The following is a 14,985-nucleotide window of genomic DNA, read 5'->3' on the forward strand; positions in this document are numbered from 1 at the left end:
CTCATCGGTCTTCCCCGTTCTCGGGCAGGTGCGTGCCGTTGGCGAGAACTCCCAGCAGGTCCTCGGCCAGCTCCGGCTTGAGCAGTCCGTGGGCCAGGGCCCGGTCGGCGGTGGCGCGGGCCATCGCCAGGTAGCCGGCGACGGCCTGCGGGGCGTGCTTGCGCAGCTCGGAGACGTGCGCGGCGACCGTGCCCGCGTCCCCGCGCGCGACGGGGCCGGTGAGCGCCGCGTCGCCGGAGCGCAGCGCGTTGTCCAGGGCGGCGCCGAGCAGCGGGCCGAGCATGCGGTCGGGGGCCTCGACGCCTGCCGCGCGCAGCAGCTCCATGGACTGGGCGACCAGGGTGACCAGGTGGTTGGCGCCGAGGGCGAGGGCCGCATGGTAGAGCGGGCGCATCTCCTCGGCGATCCACTCAGGCTCGCCGCCCATCTCGATCACCAGGGCCTCCGCGGCCAGCCGCAGCTCCTCGGGCGCGGTGACCCCGAAGGAGCATCCGGCCAGGCGCTGGACGTCCACGGGCGTGCCGGTGAAGGTCATCGCGGGGTGCAGGGCGAGCGGGAGCGCCCCGGCGCGCAGGGCGGGGTCGAGCACGCGGGTGCCGTACCGCCCGGAGGTGTGCACGAGCAGGTGGCCCGGGCGTACCGCGCCGGTTTCGGCGAGGCCCTCCACGAGGCCGGGCAGGGTGTCGTCGGGGACGGTCAGCAGGACCAGCTCGGCGCGTGCCATCACCTCGGAGGGCGACACCAGGGGCACGTCGGGGAGCAACTGCGCCGCGCGCCGTCTGGAGGCGTCGGAGACCCCGGAGACGGCGACCGGGCGGTGCCCGGCGAGCTGGAGCGACGCGGCGAGCGCCGGCCCGACCCGGCCGGCTCCGACCACGCCCACGGTGAGCCGCGCGGGGCGGTCCCTGGGGTCTGGCTGCTGGACTGTACTCACTCGACGGTGGCCTTCCCGTTCCAGTCCGCTCTGGGTACCGGACGATTTCTCGTCATGTTAACGCGATTGGGGGGCGGGGCGGCCGGTTGTCCACAGGCTGTGGAGTTTCCGCAGGTCGCGGCCGGTACGGAATTCGGGGTGCCGCGGGGGTGGCCACGCGGGATGATCCGGGGATGAGGACGAGGACGGAGGGGGACATGGCACGGACGGCCGAAGAGGCTGCGGGAGAGCCGGCTCGGGAGGGCGGGGAGGGCCCGGCGGAGTCGCCCGGGGAACTGCGGCGCCGGAGGCGGGAGCGCCGGATCGCCGCCTACCGGCGTGCGGAGCGCGTGCTGGAGCGCCCGGGGTTCCTGGGGACGCTCCGGGAGCGGCTGGCGCTGCTGGACGGCGCGGAGGACCTGTACGACCTGGACGAGACCGGGGACATGTACGGCACGGGCATCGTGGAGGCGCTGGAGGAGAAGGTCGCCGGGCTGCTGGGCAAGGAGGCCGCCGCGTTCTTCCCGACGGGGACCATGGCCCAGCAGGTGGCGCTGCGCTGCTGGGCGGGCCGCACGGGCGACCCCACGGTGGCCCTGCACGCGCTCGCCCACCCCGAGGTGCACGAGCGGAAGGCGTTCAGCGAGGTCAGCGGGTTGCGCCCGGTGCGCCTGACGAGCGAGCCCCGGCTGCCGACCGCCGAGGAGGTACGTGACTTCGAGGAGCCCTTCGGGGCGCTGATGCTGGAGCTCCCCCTCAGGGACGCCGGTTTCGTCCTGCCCTCCTTCCAGGAGCTGACCGAGGTCGTCGAGGCGGCGCGCGAGCGCGACGCGGTGGTGCACTTCGACGGTGCGCGCCTGTGGGAGACCACGGTCCACTTCGACCGCCCGCTGGAGGAGATCGCGGACCTCGCCGACAGCGTCTACGTGTCGTTCTACAAGTGCCTCGACGGATACGGCGGCGCGGCGCTCGCCGGTCCCAAGTCGCTGATCGAGGAGGCCAGGACGTGGCGGCACCGCTACGGCGGCACGCTCTTCCAGCAGTTCCCGACGGTGCTGTCGGCCCTGGCGGGCCTGGAGCGGGAGCTGCCCCGGCTGCCGGAGTACGTGCGCCACGCGCGCGTGGTGGCCGCCGCGCTGCGCGAGGGGTTCGCGGCGGCGGGGCTGCCCTGGGCGCGGGTCCACCCCGACCCGCCGCACACCCACGACTTCCAGGTGTGGCTGCCGTACGACGCGGACGTCCTCGCCGAGGCCGCCGTCCGGCAGGCCGAGGAGACGGGGACACTCCTGTTCGCCCACCCCTGGGACCGCGGCGGTCCGGACCTGGCCTTCACCGAGGTCTACGTACGCGCCGCCGCCCTGGAGTGGACGGCGGACGACGTGAAGACGGCGGTGACGGAGTTCGTCGAGCGGCTGCCGGGGGTCAACGGGGCCTAGGTGCGCCGTCCGCGGTGTGCAGCCATCGGGACAAGGCCGCCCGCAGCCGTCCGCGGCCCGGGCGGTCCGCGCGGGGCACGCGGAGCACGCGGGGCACGCGGGGCACGCGGGGCACGCGGAACTCCCAGTGGTCGCCCAGCTCGCGCACGACCTGCCAGTCGTGGGCGCCGGGCGCGGGCGGGGCGGGCTCGCCGAGGCGCCGGGCGCGGTAGGTGTCGAGGAGGAACTGCTGGGTGATGCTCATGACGGATCGCCTCTTCGGGACGTGGAGACAGGGGTCCGTAGGCTCCGCGGCTGCCCCGGTGGTCCCAGGCTGCGCCGGTGCGGCGGGCCGTGTCGCCTCGATTGACGGCCGCCGTCAAACGAGGGCCGCGCTGTCGGTGGCGGGGTGCACCATGAGGTCATGAGCGTGGACATCGACATCAGCGGGCTGCGACCGGAGAGGGTCGCCGTCGTCCCCTCTGCGCTGGCCGAACTCGGCATGGCCCTGCACGCACTGTCCGAGCCCGGCCACCACCCCGGGCTGCAGGGCTGGGTGACCAGCGTGACCGCCGGTCTCGACGCGCACCTCGCCGACCGGATGTGCGAGGCCGACTTCCTGTGGCGTACGTCCAGCTCGGACCTTTTCCACCCGTACGCCGGGATCCCCGGCGGTACGACGCTCCCGGCCGCCACCCTGGCGGAGGAGCTCGACCTGCTGGACAAGCTCACGGACGAACAGTTCGTCGACGCTGCGCTGGAGTTCTCCTGCGCGCTCCCCTACGACACGCCCAGACCCCACGTGCTCGTCGACGCCGGGCTGCGGCGCCGCGCCCTCGAGCTGGCCGCCGCCCGAGGCCCCCGGCAGACGCTGTTCACCCAGCGGCTGTTCGAGGACCCGCCGAGGGTGCGGGCCTGGCTGCGGCAGTTCCTGGAGGACTGCGACGAGGCCTTCTTCGCCGAGACCTGGTCCCGGCTGCGCCACCAGCTCGCGGCGGACGCCCGCCACAAGACGGACCTCCTGCGGCACAAGGGCCTGGCGGAGGCGCTGGCCGCGGTGTCGCCCGCGGTCGTGCTCGACGAGGAAGCCGCCAGGATCACCGTGGACAAGCTGGGCCGGGGACGCACCACGACCGCGGGGAAGGGCCTGCTGCTGGTGCCGACCAGCCTCGGCCGGCCCCACCTGATGGTGCTGCACCGGTACGGCTGGCAGCCCGTGCTGCACTACCCCGTCACCTCGCCGGGCCCGACCTCCCCGCCCTCCGTCGAAGAACTGTCGCTTCGGCTGGCCGCGCTGTCCCACCCGGCGCGGATGCAGATCTGCCGCAGTCTGGCCCGCAGCACGTTCACCACGAGCGAGCTGGCGCAGATCCACGGCATGAGCCCGCCGGAGATATCCCGGCACCTGAGCACCCTGAAGAAGGCCGGTCTGATCACCACCCGCCGCCGCGGCCGGTACGTGCTGCACCAGATGGACGTGACGGCCGTGGCCCGGCTCGGCAGCGACTTCCTGGAGGGCGTCCTCCGGTAGGCCCGGGCGTCCCGTGCCGGTCCGACCGGAACTCAGCGGCGGCTCAACCGTGCCCGCCCGCCCGGACCAGCCCCGTCTCGTAGGCGAGGACCACGACCTGCACCCGGTCCCTGAGCCCCAGCTTGGTCAGGATGCGGCCCACATGGGTCTTCACGGTGGCCTCGGACAGCACCAGCCGGGCCGCGATCTCGCCGTTGGACAGCCCCTGGGCCACCAGCACCATGACCTCGCGCTCACGGTCGGTGAGCCGGTCCAGCTCCTTGTGCCGGGGCTCGGTGCTCCCGCCCGGCAGCATCGGTGCGAACCGGTCGAGCAGCCGGCGGGTGGTGGACGGGGCGACCACGGCGTCGCCGCTGTGCACGGCGCGGATCGCGGCGAGCAGTTCGCCGGGTGGCACGTCCTTGAGCATGAAGCCCGAGGCGCCCGCCTTCAGCCCGGAGAACGCGTACTCGTCGAGGTCGAAGGTGGTCAGGATCAGGACCTTCGGCGGGTTGGGGTCCGCGCAGATGCGGCGGGTCGCCTCGACGCCGTCCAGCTTTGGCATGCGCACGTCCATCAGCACGACGTCGACCTCGGTCGACCGCAGCACCTGAAGGGCCTCGACGCCGTCACCCGCCTCCGCGACGACCTCCATGTCCGGCTGGGCGGCCAGCACCATCCGGAACCCGGTGCGCAGCAGCACCTGGTCGTCGACGAGCATCACGCGGATCGGCATGGCGGGGGTCCTCCGGTCGGTGGGTTTCGGGCGGGGCGGGCACGCGTCACTGGGCCGGTTGCGGCTCAGTGGGCCGGTTTCAGCGGCAGCAGGGCACTGATGCGGAAGCCTCCTCCGGGGCGGGGGCCCGCGTCCAGGGTTCCGCCGACCATGCCGACGCGCTCCCGCATGCCGATCAGTCCGTGGCCCTGGCCGTCGAGGCCGCCCTCCTCGTACAGCTCGTGCGGTGCGCCCTTGCCGTCGTCCTCGACGAGCAGTCCGAGGCCGTCGTCGAAGTACACCAGCCGCACGCTGGCGCCCGCGCCCGGCCCCCCGTGCTTGCGGGTGTTGGTGAGCGCCTCCTGAACGATGCGGTACGCGGTCAGCTCCACGCCGCTGGGCAGCGGGCGCGGGGTGCCCTCGACCTTGAAGTCGACGGGCAGGCCCGCACTGCGGCACTGCTCCACCAGATCGTCGATCTGTTCGACGTCGGGCTGCGGGACGTACTCGCCCCCCTCCTGGTGCTCGCCGGTGCGCAGCACGCCGAGCAGGCGGCGCATCTCGGCGAGGGCCTGACGGCCCGTGGTGGAGATCGTCTCGAGGGCCTTCTTCGCCTGGTCGGGGGCGGTGTCGAGGACGTAGGCGGCGCCGTCCGCCTGCACCACCATCACCGAGACGTTGTGCGCGACCACGTCGTGCAGCTCGCGGGCGATACGGGCGCGCTCCGCGGCCACCGCGACCTTGGACTGCGCCTCGCGCTCCTTCTCGAGCCGGGCCGCGCGCTCCTCGAGCTGGGCCAGATAGGCGCGCCGGGTGCGCAGGGAGTCGCCGAGGACCCAGGCGAGCGCGAACGGCACGGTCTGGAAGACGGCGATCGCGATGTTGCCGAGGGCACTGGAGTGGTGGTCCGGCCAGCGGATCGCGGCCAGGGTGCCGGCGCTCAGGCCGGCGGCCAGGCCGACCCGGGAGGCCCAGCGGGCGCCCAGCGCGGCGACCGTGTAGATGATCACCAGCATGGCGAAGTCGGCGATCATCGACTGCTCGTCCAGCACGAGCTGGGCCAGTCCCATACCGCCGGCGACGATCAGCATCTTCTCGGGCATCCGGCGGCGCAGCGCGACGACCAGGCAGAGCACGGCGGAGACGGCCAGCCCGACCGGGAGCGATCCGTGGTGGTCCGGCGCCCCGTTGAGGTTGCTCAGACTCACGCAGGAGAGCCCGAACAGGACGACGGCCCAGAAACTGTCGACCCGGGTGGGATGCCTGCGGAGGAAGTCATAGAGGCGCTGCACGTAACCCAGAGTAGGTAAACGCGCAGGGTGCGGGGGTCAACCGATGGGCCGATCCGTGACGGACACACGTACTCCGCAAGGTGGATGCTCACCGGCACCGCACGGTCGCACAGCGGACATCCCGAGGTCGGAGACCCGGCGTCCCACGGGCGCTGATGCGCCTAGCCTGACCCCGTGGACCAGCGGCTGAGCGGTGAGTGGCGGGGATGGCGGGCGGCGGCCGAGGAGGCGCTGTACGGGGCGGAGGGGTTCTACCGGCAGCCTGAGGGGCCCGCGGCGCACTTCCGTACGTCCGTGCACGCCTCGCCGCTGTTCGCCGTGGCGGTGGCCCGGTTGCTGTGCCTGGTCGACGAGGCGCTGGGGCGGCCGGCCGAGCTGGCGTTCGTGGACATGGCCGCGGGGCGGGGCGAACTGGCCGCCGGGGTACTGGACGCGCTGCCCGGCGACGTCGCCGCCCGCACGCGCGCGTGCGCCGTGGAGATCGCCGGCCGGCCCCGGGGCCTGGACGACCGGATCGAGTGGCTGCGCGAGCCCCCGGAGAAGACCACCGGGCTGCTGTTCGCGAACGAGTGGCTGGACAACGTGCCGGTGGAGGTAGCGGAGGCGGACGCCGACGGCGTGCCCCGGCTGGTCCTCGTCCGGCGGGACGGGACGCAGCGGCTCGGCGAGCCGGTGACGGGAGCGGAGGCCGCGTGGCTGGAGCGCTGGTGGCCGCTGTCCGCCGAGGGGTGCCGGGCCGAGATCGGCCTGCCCAGGGACACGGCGTGGGCCGGCGCGGTCGCCACCGTGGAGCGCGGGCTGGCCGTCGCGGTCGACTACGCGCATCGCGCGGACGCCCGCCCGCCCTTCGGGACCCTCACCGGGTTCCGCGCGGGCCGGGAGTGCGCCCCCGTGCCGGACGGCTCCTGCGACATCACGGCGCATGTGGCGCTGGACGCGTGCGCGCTGCCCGGGGCACGCCTGCTGAGCCAGCGCACCGCGCTGCGCGCGCTCGGGATCACGGGCGCACGCCCCCCGCTCGCGCTCGCCTCCGCGGATCCCGCCGCGTACGTACGCGCCCTCGCGCACGCCGGAGCCGCCGCCGAACTCACCGCGCCCGGCGGCCTGGGCGACTTCGGCTGGCTGCTCCAGCCCGTCGGGCTCCCGGGCACGGGCCTGACGGGGCTACTTGTCGATGTCCCCGACCACGAAGAACAGTGACCCGAGGATCGCCACCATGTCCGCCACCAGCGTGCCCGGCAGCAGCTCGGTCAGCGCCTGGATGTTGTTGTAGGAGGCCGAGCGGAGCTTGAGCCGGTACGGGGTCTTGTCACCCTTGCTGACCAGGTAGTAGCCGTTGATGCCGAGCGGGTTCTCGGTCCAGGCGTAGGTGTGGCCCTCGGGCGCCTTGAGCACCTTGGGCAGGCGCTGGTTGACCGGCCCGGGCGGCAGCTCCGCCAGCCGGTCCAGGCATGCGTCGGCCAGGTCCAGCGCGTTGTGCGTCTGCTCCAGCAGGCACTCGAAGCGGGCCAGGCAGTCGCCCTCCCGCCGGGTGACGACCCTGAGGGTGTCCTGGAGTTCTCCGTAGGCCAGGTACGGCTCGTCGCGGCGCAGGTCGAAGTCCACGCCGGAGGCGCGCGCGATGGGCCCGCTCACGCCGTAGGCGTGCACGGTCTCGGGGGCGAGGACGCCCACACCCCGGGTACGCCCCCGGAAGATCTCGTTGCCGAGCACCAGGTCGTCGAACCGGTCCATACGGGAGCGCACGTCACGCACGGCGGTACGCGCGCGTGCGGTCCATCCGGCCGGGAGGTCCTCCTTGAGCCCGCCGACCCGGTTGAACATGTAGTGCATGCGGCCGCCGGAGATCTCCTCCATCACGTTCTGCAGTTCCTCGCGCTCCTGGAACGCGTAGAACACCGGCGTGATGCCGCCCAGCTCCAGCGGGTAGGAGCCGAGGAACATCAGGTGGTTCAGGACCCGGTTCAGCTCGGCGAGCAGGGTGCGCAGCCACACGGCGCGCTCGGGCACCTCCATGCCGAGCATCCGTTCGACGGCGAGGACCACGCCCAGCTCGTTGGAGAAGGCGGAGAGCCAGTCGTGGCGGTTGGCCAGCATGATGATCTGGCGGTAGTCGCGCGCCTCGAACAATTTTTCGGCACCGCGGTGCATATAGCCGACGACCGGCTCCGCGTGTGCGATCCGCTCGCCGTCCAGCACCAGCTTCAGCCGCAGCACACCGTGCGTGGACGGGTGCTGGGGCCCGATGTTGAGCACCATGTCGGTGCTCTCCGCGGCGCCGCCGATCCCGACCGTGGTCTCCGTCGTAGGAGTCATGCACCCAGTCTCTCGTACGTACGCTTGCGCCATGGAAACGGGGACTGTGAGGGCGGGCGGAGAGCCCGTCTGGACGGGTCTGCCACCCGGGCTGCTGCGGATGCGGCGGATGCTGCTGCTGGTGTGGCTCGGGCTGGGCACCGTCGTGGCGGGACTGCTGCCGGGGCTGCTGGCCGGGCCGGTGTGGGCGCTGTTCGCCCTGCTGCCGCTGGCGGCCCTCGCCTGGGGCTGGGTGCTGCTCGGCCGAAACTGGCGCTCCTGGCGGTACGCCGAGCGCGCCGACGACCTGCTGATCAGCCGGGGCGTGCTGTGGCGTGAGGAGACCGTGGTGCCGTACGGGCGGATGCAGCTCGTGGAGGTGACCTCCGGGCCCGTCGAGCGGCACTTCGGGCTGGCGAGCGTGCAACTGCACACGGCCGCCGCCGCCACCGACGCCAGGATCCCGGGGCTGGATCCCGCGGAGGCGGAGCGGCTGCGGGACCGGCTGACCGAGCTGGGCGAGGCCCGATCGGCGGGACTGTGAGCGGCACCGGGGCGCAGCCCGCCATAGCCGAGGCTCAGCGGGGCACCGAGCGGCGTCTGCACCCGGTGACCCCGCTGCGGCGCGCCTGGGCGCCGGTCGCCGTGGTCGTCGGCTGGGCCGTGCACGACCCGAACCAGGCCCAGGAGCAGCTGGCCAGGCTGACCATGACCGCGCTCCTCGTCGGACTCGCGGCCCTGGTCCCGGCCGCCGCCCTGTACGGCTTCCTGAGCTGGTGGTTCACGCACTTCTCGGTGACCGACACGGAACTGCGCATCCGCACGGGCCTGCTGTTCCGCCGTACCGCGCACATCCGCCTGGACCGGCTGCAGGCGGTCGACGTCACCCAGCCGCTGCTGGCCCGTGTCGCGGGCGTCGCCAAGCTGAAGCTGGACGTGATCGGCACCCACAAGAAGGACGAACTGGCCTACCTCGGCCAGGACGAGGCGCGGGCGCTGCGGGCGGAACTCCTGGCCCGTGCGGCCGGTTTCTCCCCCGAGACGGCGCACGAGGTCGGCGAGGCGCCGGTGCGGCGGTTGCTGCACGTGCCGCCGGGCGACCTGGCCGTCTCACTCCTCCTCATCGGCGCCACCTGGGGCTCACTGCTCGGTGCCGCCGTCGTGCCGACGCTGGTGTGGCTCGGCACGCACAGCGTGGGGGCGGTGCTGGCCGCCGGGCTGCCGCTGGTCGGCGGCGCGGCCACCCGGTCGGCGGGGCGTTTCGTGCGCGCGTACGACTGGACGGTGGGCGAGTCGCCGGACGGGCTCCGCATCGACCACGGGCTGCTCGACCGGGCGCACGAGACGGTGCCGCCGGGGCGCGTGCAGGGCGTACGGATCGTGGAGCCGCTGCTGTGGCGGCGGCGCGGCTGGGTGCGGGTCGAGCTGGACGTGGCGGGATCGTCCAACTCGGTGCTGGTCCCGGTCGCCCCGCGGGAGGCCGCCGAGTCGGTCGTCGCCCGGGTGCTGCCCGGGGTGAGCGTGCCCGCGTCCCTGTCCCGGCCGCCGCGCCGCGCGGCCCGGTGCCTGCCGGTGTGGTGGCGCGGCCAGGGGCTCACCGTCACCGAGGCGGTGTTCGCCGCCCGGCGCGGCCTGCTGCGCCGCACCCTGTCCCTCGTCCCGCACGCCAAGGTGCAGAGCGTACGGCTGACCCAGGGGCCGTGGCGGCGGCTGTGGCGGGTCGCCGACGTGCACCTGGACACCGGCGCCGGCAAGACGGTGACGGCGCGCCTGAGGGACGCCGGGGAGGCGGCGGCGCTGCTGTACGCGCAGGCGGACCGGTCGCGTACGGGACGGCGGGACGCCCGGCCCGACCGGTGGATGGCCTCGTAGGCGGACGACCTGCGGACCTCACGACGGAGGGGCGGCGGCACCTGGCGTGCCGCCGCCCCTCATGTCCGTCCCGGCGGGTTCAGGAGGCCGCGGTGCGCAGCCCCTGGACGTCGATCCGCTCCGTCTCGTCGTGCGCCGTCAGGTCGATGACCTGGCCGACGGCGCGCTCCTCGGGGCCCGCGGCCTTGAAGCCGGACTCGGACTCCGCCTTGTGCATCGCGAGCGCCTCCTGGCCGACGACGTCCGCGAGGTCCTCGTTCTGCACGGACTCCAGGCTCGGCCGCGACTTGGTCCCGAAGAAGTCGAAGCCGCCCTCGACGGCCGGACGCGGACGCGGGGCCGACGGTACGACGGCCACGGCGGTCGGCACCGTGAAGTGGCCGGTGGTGTGGGCCGGCTTGGCGGCGGGGGGCTGCGGCAGCCGGTCCTCGGAGGCGGCCGGGGGCTCCTGCTCGGCCGCCGACCCGCCCTCGGCCTCGGGCTCCGCTGCGGTGGTGGCGGCCTCCGGGGCTTCGGGATCGGCGGGGGCGTGCTGTCCGCCGCCGTCGTCCGGGCCGCCCTCGGTAGGGGGTTCCTGGGTGGGGGATTCCCCCGACGGGGAGTCCTTGGCGCTCGCTTCCCCGGCGTCGGCGTCGGCGTCCGCCACCGCGTCGGCGGCCGGCTCTCCGGCCGCACCGGCGGCCTCGCCCAGGGCGAGCCGTGCCAGCGCCTCGTCGGCCGCGGCGAACAGCGCCGCCCCCTCAGGGGAGAACGCCCGGAGAGCGGACGGCACCGGCCCGCCGTCCTCCTCGGGCGCGGTGGCGGGCGCCCCGGCATCCGACGCGGGCAGCTCCGGCGCAGCGGGCGCGGACTCGATGGCCAGCAGGCGGCGGCCCTCCAGGGCGCTCGCGCGCTCCGTCTCCGCCGTGGCGTACCGGCGCAGCAGGGCGGCGTGCTCGTTGCGCAGATTGGCCAGTTCGGTGCGCTTGGCGCGGAGCCTCTGCTCGAGTTTGGCGCGCAGTTCGCGTGATTCCTCGAGGTCGGTCTCCAGTTCGGCGACGCGCTCCTCGTGACGCCATTCGTCGTTCGCCCGCGCGCGCGTGAGGTCGGCGACGCGTTTGCCCGCGGCCAGGTCCCAGCGGCGCATGACGACCGATCCCAGGATCGTCGTGACCGCGGCACCCGCGGCCAGCCCACGGAGCACCAGCGGCTCCGTGAACAACCAGGGCCCCACGGCGCAGACGACCGAGACGCCTGCGATCACCGAAGGAGGCAAGAGCCTGTGCAAGGGTGGGGAATGACGGTGACGTCCACGTGGCATGGCCAGAAACTTACCGCGCGTAGGCGAATGATGGTGCCACGCCCGGTAAAAACACGGCCACCGAGAAGCGTTCCCGCCGTCCCGCGGGCATCGGAATGGGAACAACGCCCTCCCGAATCCGGGAGATTCCCTTCGGGGGCGGATACGCCACCGGCGCCCGAAGGGCGGCGCCGGCCGCCCGGCCAGCCCGTTCGGGCCTCTCCAGCCGCCTTCCGAAGCCTCCGGGACAGGTTTTCAAGATCATTCATCGCGGCGATCCGGGAGCCCGATCCCGGGCGCCGGCTCCCCTCCCGAAAGGGGCGGAGAGCCGGCCGCCGCCGGATTGCGGCGAATTCCTCTGGGGATACTGCTCATTCACCCGCTCAGCGGTCGCTGAGGTGCCCGCTGAGCCACTGCAGCGAACCCGGGATCTCCCGCAGCCACGTGTTGAAGTTGTGGCCGCCGCTGTCGAGGATGAGCGAGGAGATCCGGGTCACCTTGTTGGCCCGCACCTGCTGGATGAACTTGAGCGTGGCCTTGTAGTGGAACTCGCCGTGCTTGCTGCTGGTGACGAGCAGTGAGGTGTTGGGCGCCGGCATGTGCTTGAGGTACCACATCAGGTCGGCACGGTTCTCCAGGTCCTTGTTCCCGTGGAAGAGATCGCCCGTGGTCGGGTCGATCGGCGCCTTGAAGTACGGCGACAGACCCACCGCGGCGGCATAGACGTCCGGGTGGTGCATCGCGAACTTCAGCGCGCAGTAGCCGCCCGTGGAGTCGCCGATGACGCCCCAGCCGTTGGGGCTCACGCCCACCCTCTTGTAGTGCGCGCGGACCGCGCCCGGGAGGTCCTTGGCGAAGAACGTCTCGACCTGGGGTCCGCCCGGGACGTCCACGCACTCCGTGTCCCGCGGCGGCGCCACGGTCGGCCGCAGCATCACCAGGATCATCGGCTGCATCTTGCCGCTCTTGGCCAGGTCGTGCGCCGTCTGCGGGTACTTCAGCCCCTTGATGAGCGCCGCGGCCGTACCGGGGTAGCCCGTGAGGACGACGGCCACGGGGAACGACCGCGTGCGGAACTGCGGCTGGAAGTACTCCGGCGGCAGGTAGACGAACGCGGGCGTGGCGATATGCGTCTTCGACCCGAATATGTTCACCCTCTGGATCTGACCGCCGACCTGCGGCTTCGCCCCACCCGAGACGTTCACCGTCTGCGTGCCGACCACCTGGAGCGGACCGCTGCTCGATCCGGCGGCACCGTTGTCGACGACCACGCCCTGCCCGGTGTCCTGGCCGAACAGATCGGACCAGCTTGCGTAGAAGCCGAAGGACTGGTTGGCGAAGAGTCCCAGGGACGCGAAGATCGACACCTGCGTGGCGAACAGCAGACCGATCCGTCCGCTGACGGCCCGCCAGTTCCGTCGCGCCAGCCGCGGCCAGTACCACACCGTACCGACGAACAGCAGCACGGCGAACACGATCGCCAGCGCCAGCACCTTGTTGCTCGTGAGACCCATGGGCTCTTTCCTGCCTGCGCTTTCCGTCCGGCCGCGGGGCCCGCCCCCACGGCTTTCGCCAGTCCTTGCCTCGGACTTTCCTCCGGCTTTGAACCGGCTTTGTGTTGGGGAGTGAACCTCTCTCCCCGAGACACCGTCCTAGAGGGCGCAATGTCGCCGGATGCCCCGATCGGCACCGGGCTCAAGGTCTCTCGCAGAACTACGGGATGCGATGTCTGTCAGGATAGATGGGGAAAAGTCGGGTGAGGTTCCGGAGCGATCACGTGTGGTGCACCGCATACTCCGCGGCCCGCGTCCGGAGGCCGTCCCCACGCTGATCGCCAGGGCCAGCACCCTCGTGGGCGTCCTGGACATCGTCGGCGGCGTGTTCCCTCGCTTCCGGCACAGCCGTATGCACCGCATGGCCGAGGTCCTGCCCGGCTCCTTCGGGCCGTTCGCCGCGGCCCTGTCCCTGAGCGCCGGTGTCCTGCTGCTGCTCCTCGCGCACGGGCTGCGGCGACGCAAGCGCCGGGCCTGGCGCGCCGCCGTACTACTCCTGCCGGCGGGTGCCGTGGCGGAGTACGTCTACCGGCACTCGCTCATCGGCGTGCTCATCGCGGTGGCGCTGCTGGTGCCGCTGCTGCGCCACCGCGGCGAGTTCGCCGCACTGCCCGATCCGCGCAGCCGCTGGCGGGCACTGGCCAACTTCATCCTCATGGGCGCCGGTTCCGTGGGCCTGGGCCTGGTGATCGTCAGCGTCCACCCGCACCGCATGGTCGGCGACCCGAGCCTGTCCGACCGGCTGGAGCACGTGCTGTACGGCCTGTTCGGCTTCGAGGGTCCGGTCGACTACACCGGCAACACCTCCTGGACGGTGGGCTTCTCGCTCGGCGCGCTCGGCCTGATCACCGCGGTCACCACCATCTACCTGGCGTTCCGTCCCGAGCACCCGGCCGCCCGGCTCACCGAGGAGGACGAGGCACGGCTGCGCGCCCTGCTGGAGAAGCACGGCCGCCGTGACTCCCTCGGCCACTTCGCGCTCCGCCGCGACAAGGCGGTCGTGTTCTCGCCGAGCGGCAAGGCGGCGGTGACGTACCGCGTCGTGTCGGGCGTGATGCTGGCCAGCGGCGACCCCATCGGCGACGTGGAGGCCTGGCCCGGCGCCATCGAGCGGTTCATGGACGAGGCCAAGGCGCACTCCTGGACGCCGGCGGTCGTGGGCTGCTCGGAGACGGGCGGCGAGGTGTGGACCCGCGAGACCGGCCTGGACGCCCTCGAGTTGGGCGACGAGGCGGTGGTGGACGTCAAGGATTTCTCCCTCTCCGGGCGCGCGATGCGGAACGTGCGCCAGATGGTGAAGCGCATCGAACGCGCCGGTTACGAGACCCGGGTACGGCGCATCCGTGACCTCGGCGAGGGCGAACTGGAGCGCATACGGCGGGCGGCTGAGGACTGGCGCGGTACGGACACCGAGCGCGGCTTCTCCATGGCGCTCGGCCGCGTCGGGGACCCGGCCGACGGTGACTGCCTGATCGCGACGGCCCACAAGGCCGACGCGGAGGCGGGGCCGTACGGCGATCTGAAGGCCATCCTGCACTTCGTCCCCTGGGGCGCGGACGGGGCCTCCCTCGACCTGATGCGCCGCGACCGCTCGGCCGACCCCGGCATGAACGAACTGCTGATCGTGGCCGCGCTGCAGGCCGCCCCGAAGTTCGGCATCGAACGGGTCTCGCTCAACTTCGCGATGTTCCGCTCGGCGCTCGCGCGCGGCGAGAAGATCGGTGCGGGGCCGGTGCTGCGGGCGTGGCGGGGGCTGCTGGTCTTCCTCTCCCGGTGGTTCCAGATCGAGTCCCTGTACAAGTTCAACGCCAAGTTCCAGCCGCGCTGGGAACCCCGCTTCATGGTGTACGCCTCCACCCGCGACCTCCCGCGCATCGGCTTCGCGGTCATGCAGGCGGAGGGCTTCGTGAACCTGGCCCTGCCCCGCTTCCTGCGCCGCACGTCCCGGGCCCCGCGCCCGTGCGCGCACAGCGTGGCGGAACGCGGCGTCCGGGCCGCCAGCCGAGCCTGACCCGCCCGGCCCCCCGACCGGCCCGGACGAGGCCCCGAACCCCCCGCCGGGGGCCTCACCGGGCCACCCCCACCGACCGCGCCGGGCCCGGCGGAGCCGACCCGCCGTGGTCGGGAGGTGCCCCGGGAGC

Annotated in this window: 13 protein-coding genes; 6 read left to right on the top strand and 7 right to left on the bottom strand. The window is 73.2% G+C overall.

What is annotated here, in order from left to right:
• Nucleotide 1 precedes the first annotated feature (1 nt).
• A complete protein-coding gene (locus tag ACZ4SW_RS31960) occupies nt 2–934 on the bottom strand; it encodes a Rossmann-like and DUF2520 domain-containing protein (RefSeq protein ID WP_468252344.1) in 933 nt (310 codons plus the stop codon).
• Between the two features lie 197 nt (nt 935–1,131).
• On the opposite strand from ACZ4SW_RS31960, the gene ACZ4SW_RS31965 reads away from it, so the two are divergent.
• The gene (locus ACZ4SW_RS31965) at nt 1,132–2,349 is read left to right on the top strand and encodes a threonine aldolase family protein (RefSeq protein ID WP_468252346.1); all 1,218 of its coding nucleotides are present in this window, start codon (nt 1,132–1,134) and stop codon (nt 2,347–2,349) included.
• Here ACZ4SW_RS31965 and ACZ4SW_RS31970 read toward each other — a convergent pair.
• A complete protein-coding gene (locus ACZ4SW_RS31970) occupies nt 2,336–2,593 on the bottom strand; it encodes a hypothetical protein (protein WP_468252347.1) in 258 nt (85 codons plus the stop codon). The two genes, ACZ4SW_RS31965 and ACZ4SW_RS31970, sit on opposite strands and share 14 nt — an antisense overlap.
• A 159-nt stretch (nt 2,594–2,752) precedes the next feature.
• Between ACZ4SW_RS31970 and ACZ4SW_RS31975 the strand changes: the two genes are divergently transcribed.
• Complete coding sequence (locus tag ACZ4SW_RS31975) at nt 2,753–3,859, top strand: DUF5937 family protein (RefSeq protein ID WP_468252349.1); 1,107 nt, start codon at nt 2,753–2,755, stop codon at nt 3,857–3,859.
• Between the two features lie 43 nt (nt 3,860–3,902).
• Here ACZ4SW_RS31975 and ACZ4SW_RS31980 read toward each other — a convergent pair whose 3' ends face one another.
• Together ACZ4SW_RS31980 and ACZ4SW_RS31985 are read right to left on the bottom strand one after the other, a co-directional pair.
• A complete protein-coding gene (locus ACZ4SW_RS31980; RefSeq protein ID WP_468252350.1) occupies nt 3,903–4,574 on the bottom strand; it encodes a response regulator transcription factor in 672 nt (223 codons plus the stop codon).
• 65 nt (nt 4,575–4,639) lie between these two features.
• The gene (locus ACZ4SW_RS31985; RefSeq protein ID WP_468252352.1) at nt 4,640–5,845 is read right to left on the bottom strand and encodes a sensor histidine kinase; all 1,206 of its coding nucleotides are present in this window, start codon (nt 5,843–5,845) and stop codon (nt 4,640–4,642) included.
• A gap of 174 nt (nt 5,846–6,019) precedes the next feature.
• On the opposite strand from ACZ4SW_RS31985, the gene ACZ4SW_RS31990 reads away from it, so the two are divergent.
• A complete protein-coding gene (locus ACZ4SW_RS31990) occupies nt 6,020–7,045 on the top strand; it encodes an SAM-dependent methyltransferase (protein WP_468252354.1) in 1,026 nt (341 codons plus the stop codon).
• Here the strand turns inward: ACZ4SW_RS31990 and ACZ4SW_RS31995 are convergent.
• On the bottom strand, nt 7,010–8,161 hold the full coding sequence (locus ACZ4SW_RS31995) for an NADH-quinone oxidoreductase subunit D (protein WP_468252355.1): 1,152 nt from the start codon (nt 8,159–8,161) through the stop codon (nt 7,010–7,012). The two genes, ACZ4SW_RS31990 and ACZ4SW_RS31995, sit on opposite strands and share 36 nt — an antisense overlap.
• Before the next feature lie 31 nt (nt 8,162–8,192).
• Between ACZ4SW_RS31995 and ACZ4SW_RS32000 the strand changes: the two genes are divergently transcribed.
• Nucleotides 8,193–8,684 (top strand): PH domain-containing protein, encoded by a 492-nt coding sequence (locus tag ACZ4SW_RS32000; protein ID WP_468252357.1) that lies wholly within the window; start codon nt 8,193–8,195, stop codon nt 8,682–8,684.
• Nucleotides 8,681–10,012 carry a PH domain-containing protein gene (locus ACZ4SW_RS32005; protein WP_468252359.1) on the top strand — a complete coding sequence of 444 codons (1,332 nt, stop codon included), beginning with the start codon at nt 8,681–8,683 and terminating at the stop codon, nt 10,010–10,012. Before ACZ4SW_RS32000 ends, ACZ4SW_RS32005 begins: the two co-directional genes overlap by 4 nt.
• 79 nt (nt 10,013–10,091) lie before the next feature.
• Here ACZ4SW_RS32005 and ACZ4SW_RS32010 read toward each other — a convergent pair whose 3' ends face one another.
• Both ACZ4SW_RS32010 and ACZ4SW_RS32015 read right to left on the bottom strand, forming a co-directional pair.
• On the bottom strand, nt 10,092–11,312 hold the full coding sequence (locus ACZ4SW_RS32010) for a hypothetical protein (protein WP_468252362.1): 1,221 nt from the start codon (nt 11,310–11,312) through the stop codon (nt 10,092–10,094).
• Between the two features lie 362 nt (nt 11,313–11,674).
• Complete coding sequence (locus ACZ4SW_RS32015; protein WP_468252363.1) at nt 11,675–12,805, bottom strand: alpha/beta hydrolase; 1,131 nt, start codon at nt 12,803–12,805, stop codon at nt 11,675–11,677.
• A gap of 211 nt (nt 12,806–13,016) precedes the next feature.
• On the opposite strand from ACZ4SW_RS32015, the gene ACZ4SW_RS32020 reads away from it, so the two are divergent.
• The gene (locus tag ACZ4SW_RS32020; RefSeq protein ID WP_468252365.1) at nt 13,017–14,855 is read left to right on the top strand and encodes a phosphatidylglycerol lysyltransferase domain-containing protein; all 1,839 of its coding nucleotides are present in this window, start codon (nt 13,017–13,019) and stop codon (nt 14,853–14,855) included.
• Nucleotides 14,856–14,985 lie beyond the last annotated feature (130 nt).

The sequence above is a fragment of the Streptomyces sp. NPDC028331 genome (genome assembly GCF_055565775.1).

What these genes read in the sequence shown, in the direction of transcription:
- ACZ4SW_RS31995 (WP_468252355.1), bottom strand. Translation starts at nt 8,161, where the DNA reads ATGACTCCTACGACGGAGACCACGGTCGGGATCGGCGGCGCCGCGGAG.
- ACZ4SW_RS32015 (WP_468252363.1), bottom strand. Translation starts at nt 12,805, where the DNA reads ATGGGTCTCACGAGCAACAAGGTGCTGGCGCTGGCGATCGTGTTCGCC.
- ACZ4SW_RS31975 (WP_468252349.1), top strand. Translation starts at nt 2,753, where the DNA reads ATGAGCGTGGACATCGACATCAGCGGGCTGCGACCGGAGAGGGTCGCC.
- ACZ4SW_RS32020 (WP_468252365.1), top strand. Translation starts at nt 13,017, where the DNA reads ATGTCTGTCAGGATAGATGGGGAAAAGTCGGGTGAGGTTCCGGAGCGA.
- ACZ4SW_RS32010 (WP_468252362.1), bottom strand. Translation starts at nt 11,312, where the DNA reads ATGCCACGTGGACGTCACCGTCATTCCCCACCCTTGCACAGGCTCTTG.
- ACZ4SW_RS32000 (WP_468252357.1), top strand. Translation starts at nt 8,193, where the DNA reads ATGGAAACGGGGACTGTGAGGGCGGGCGGAGAGCCCGTCTGGACGGGT.
- ACZ4SW_RS31970 (WP_468252347.1), bottom strand. Translation starts at nt 2,593, where the DNA reads ATGAGCATCACCCAGCAGTTCCTCCTCGACACCTACCGCGCCCGGCGC.
- ACZ4SW_RS31965 (WP_468252346.1), top strand. Translation starts at nt 1,132, where the DNA reads ATGGCACGGACGGCCGAAGAGGCTGCGGGAGAGCCGGCTCGGGAGGGC.
- ACZ4SW_RS31980 (WP_468252350.1), bottom strand. Translation starts at nt 4,574, where the DNA reads ATGCCGATCCGCGTGATGCTCGTCGACGACCAGGTGCTGCTGCGCACC.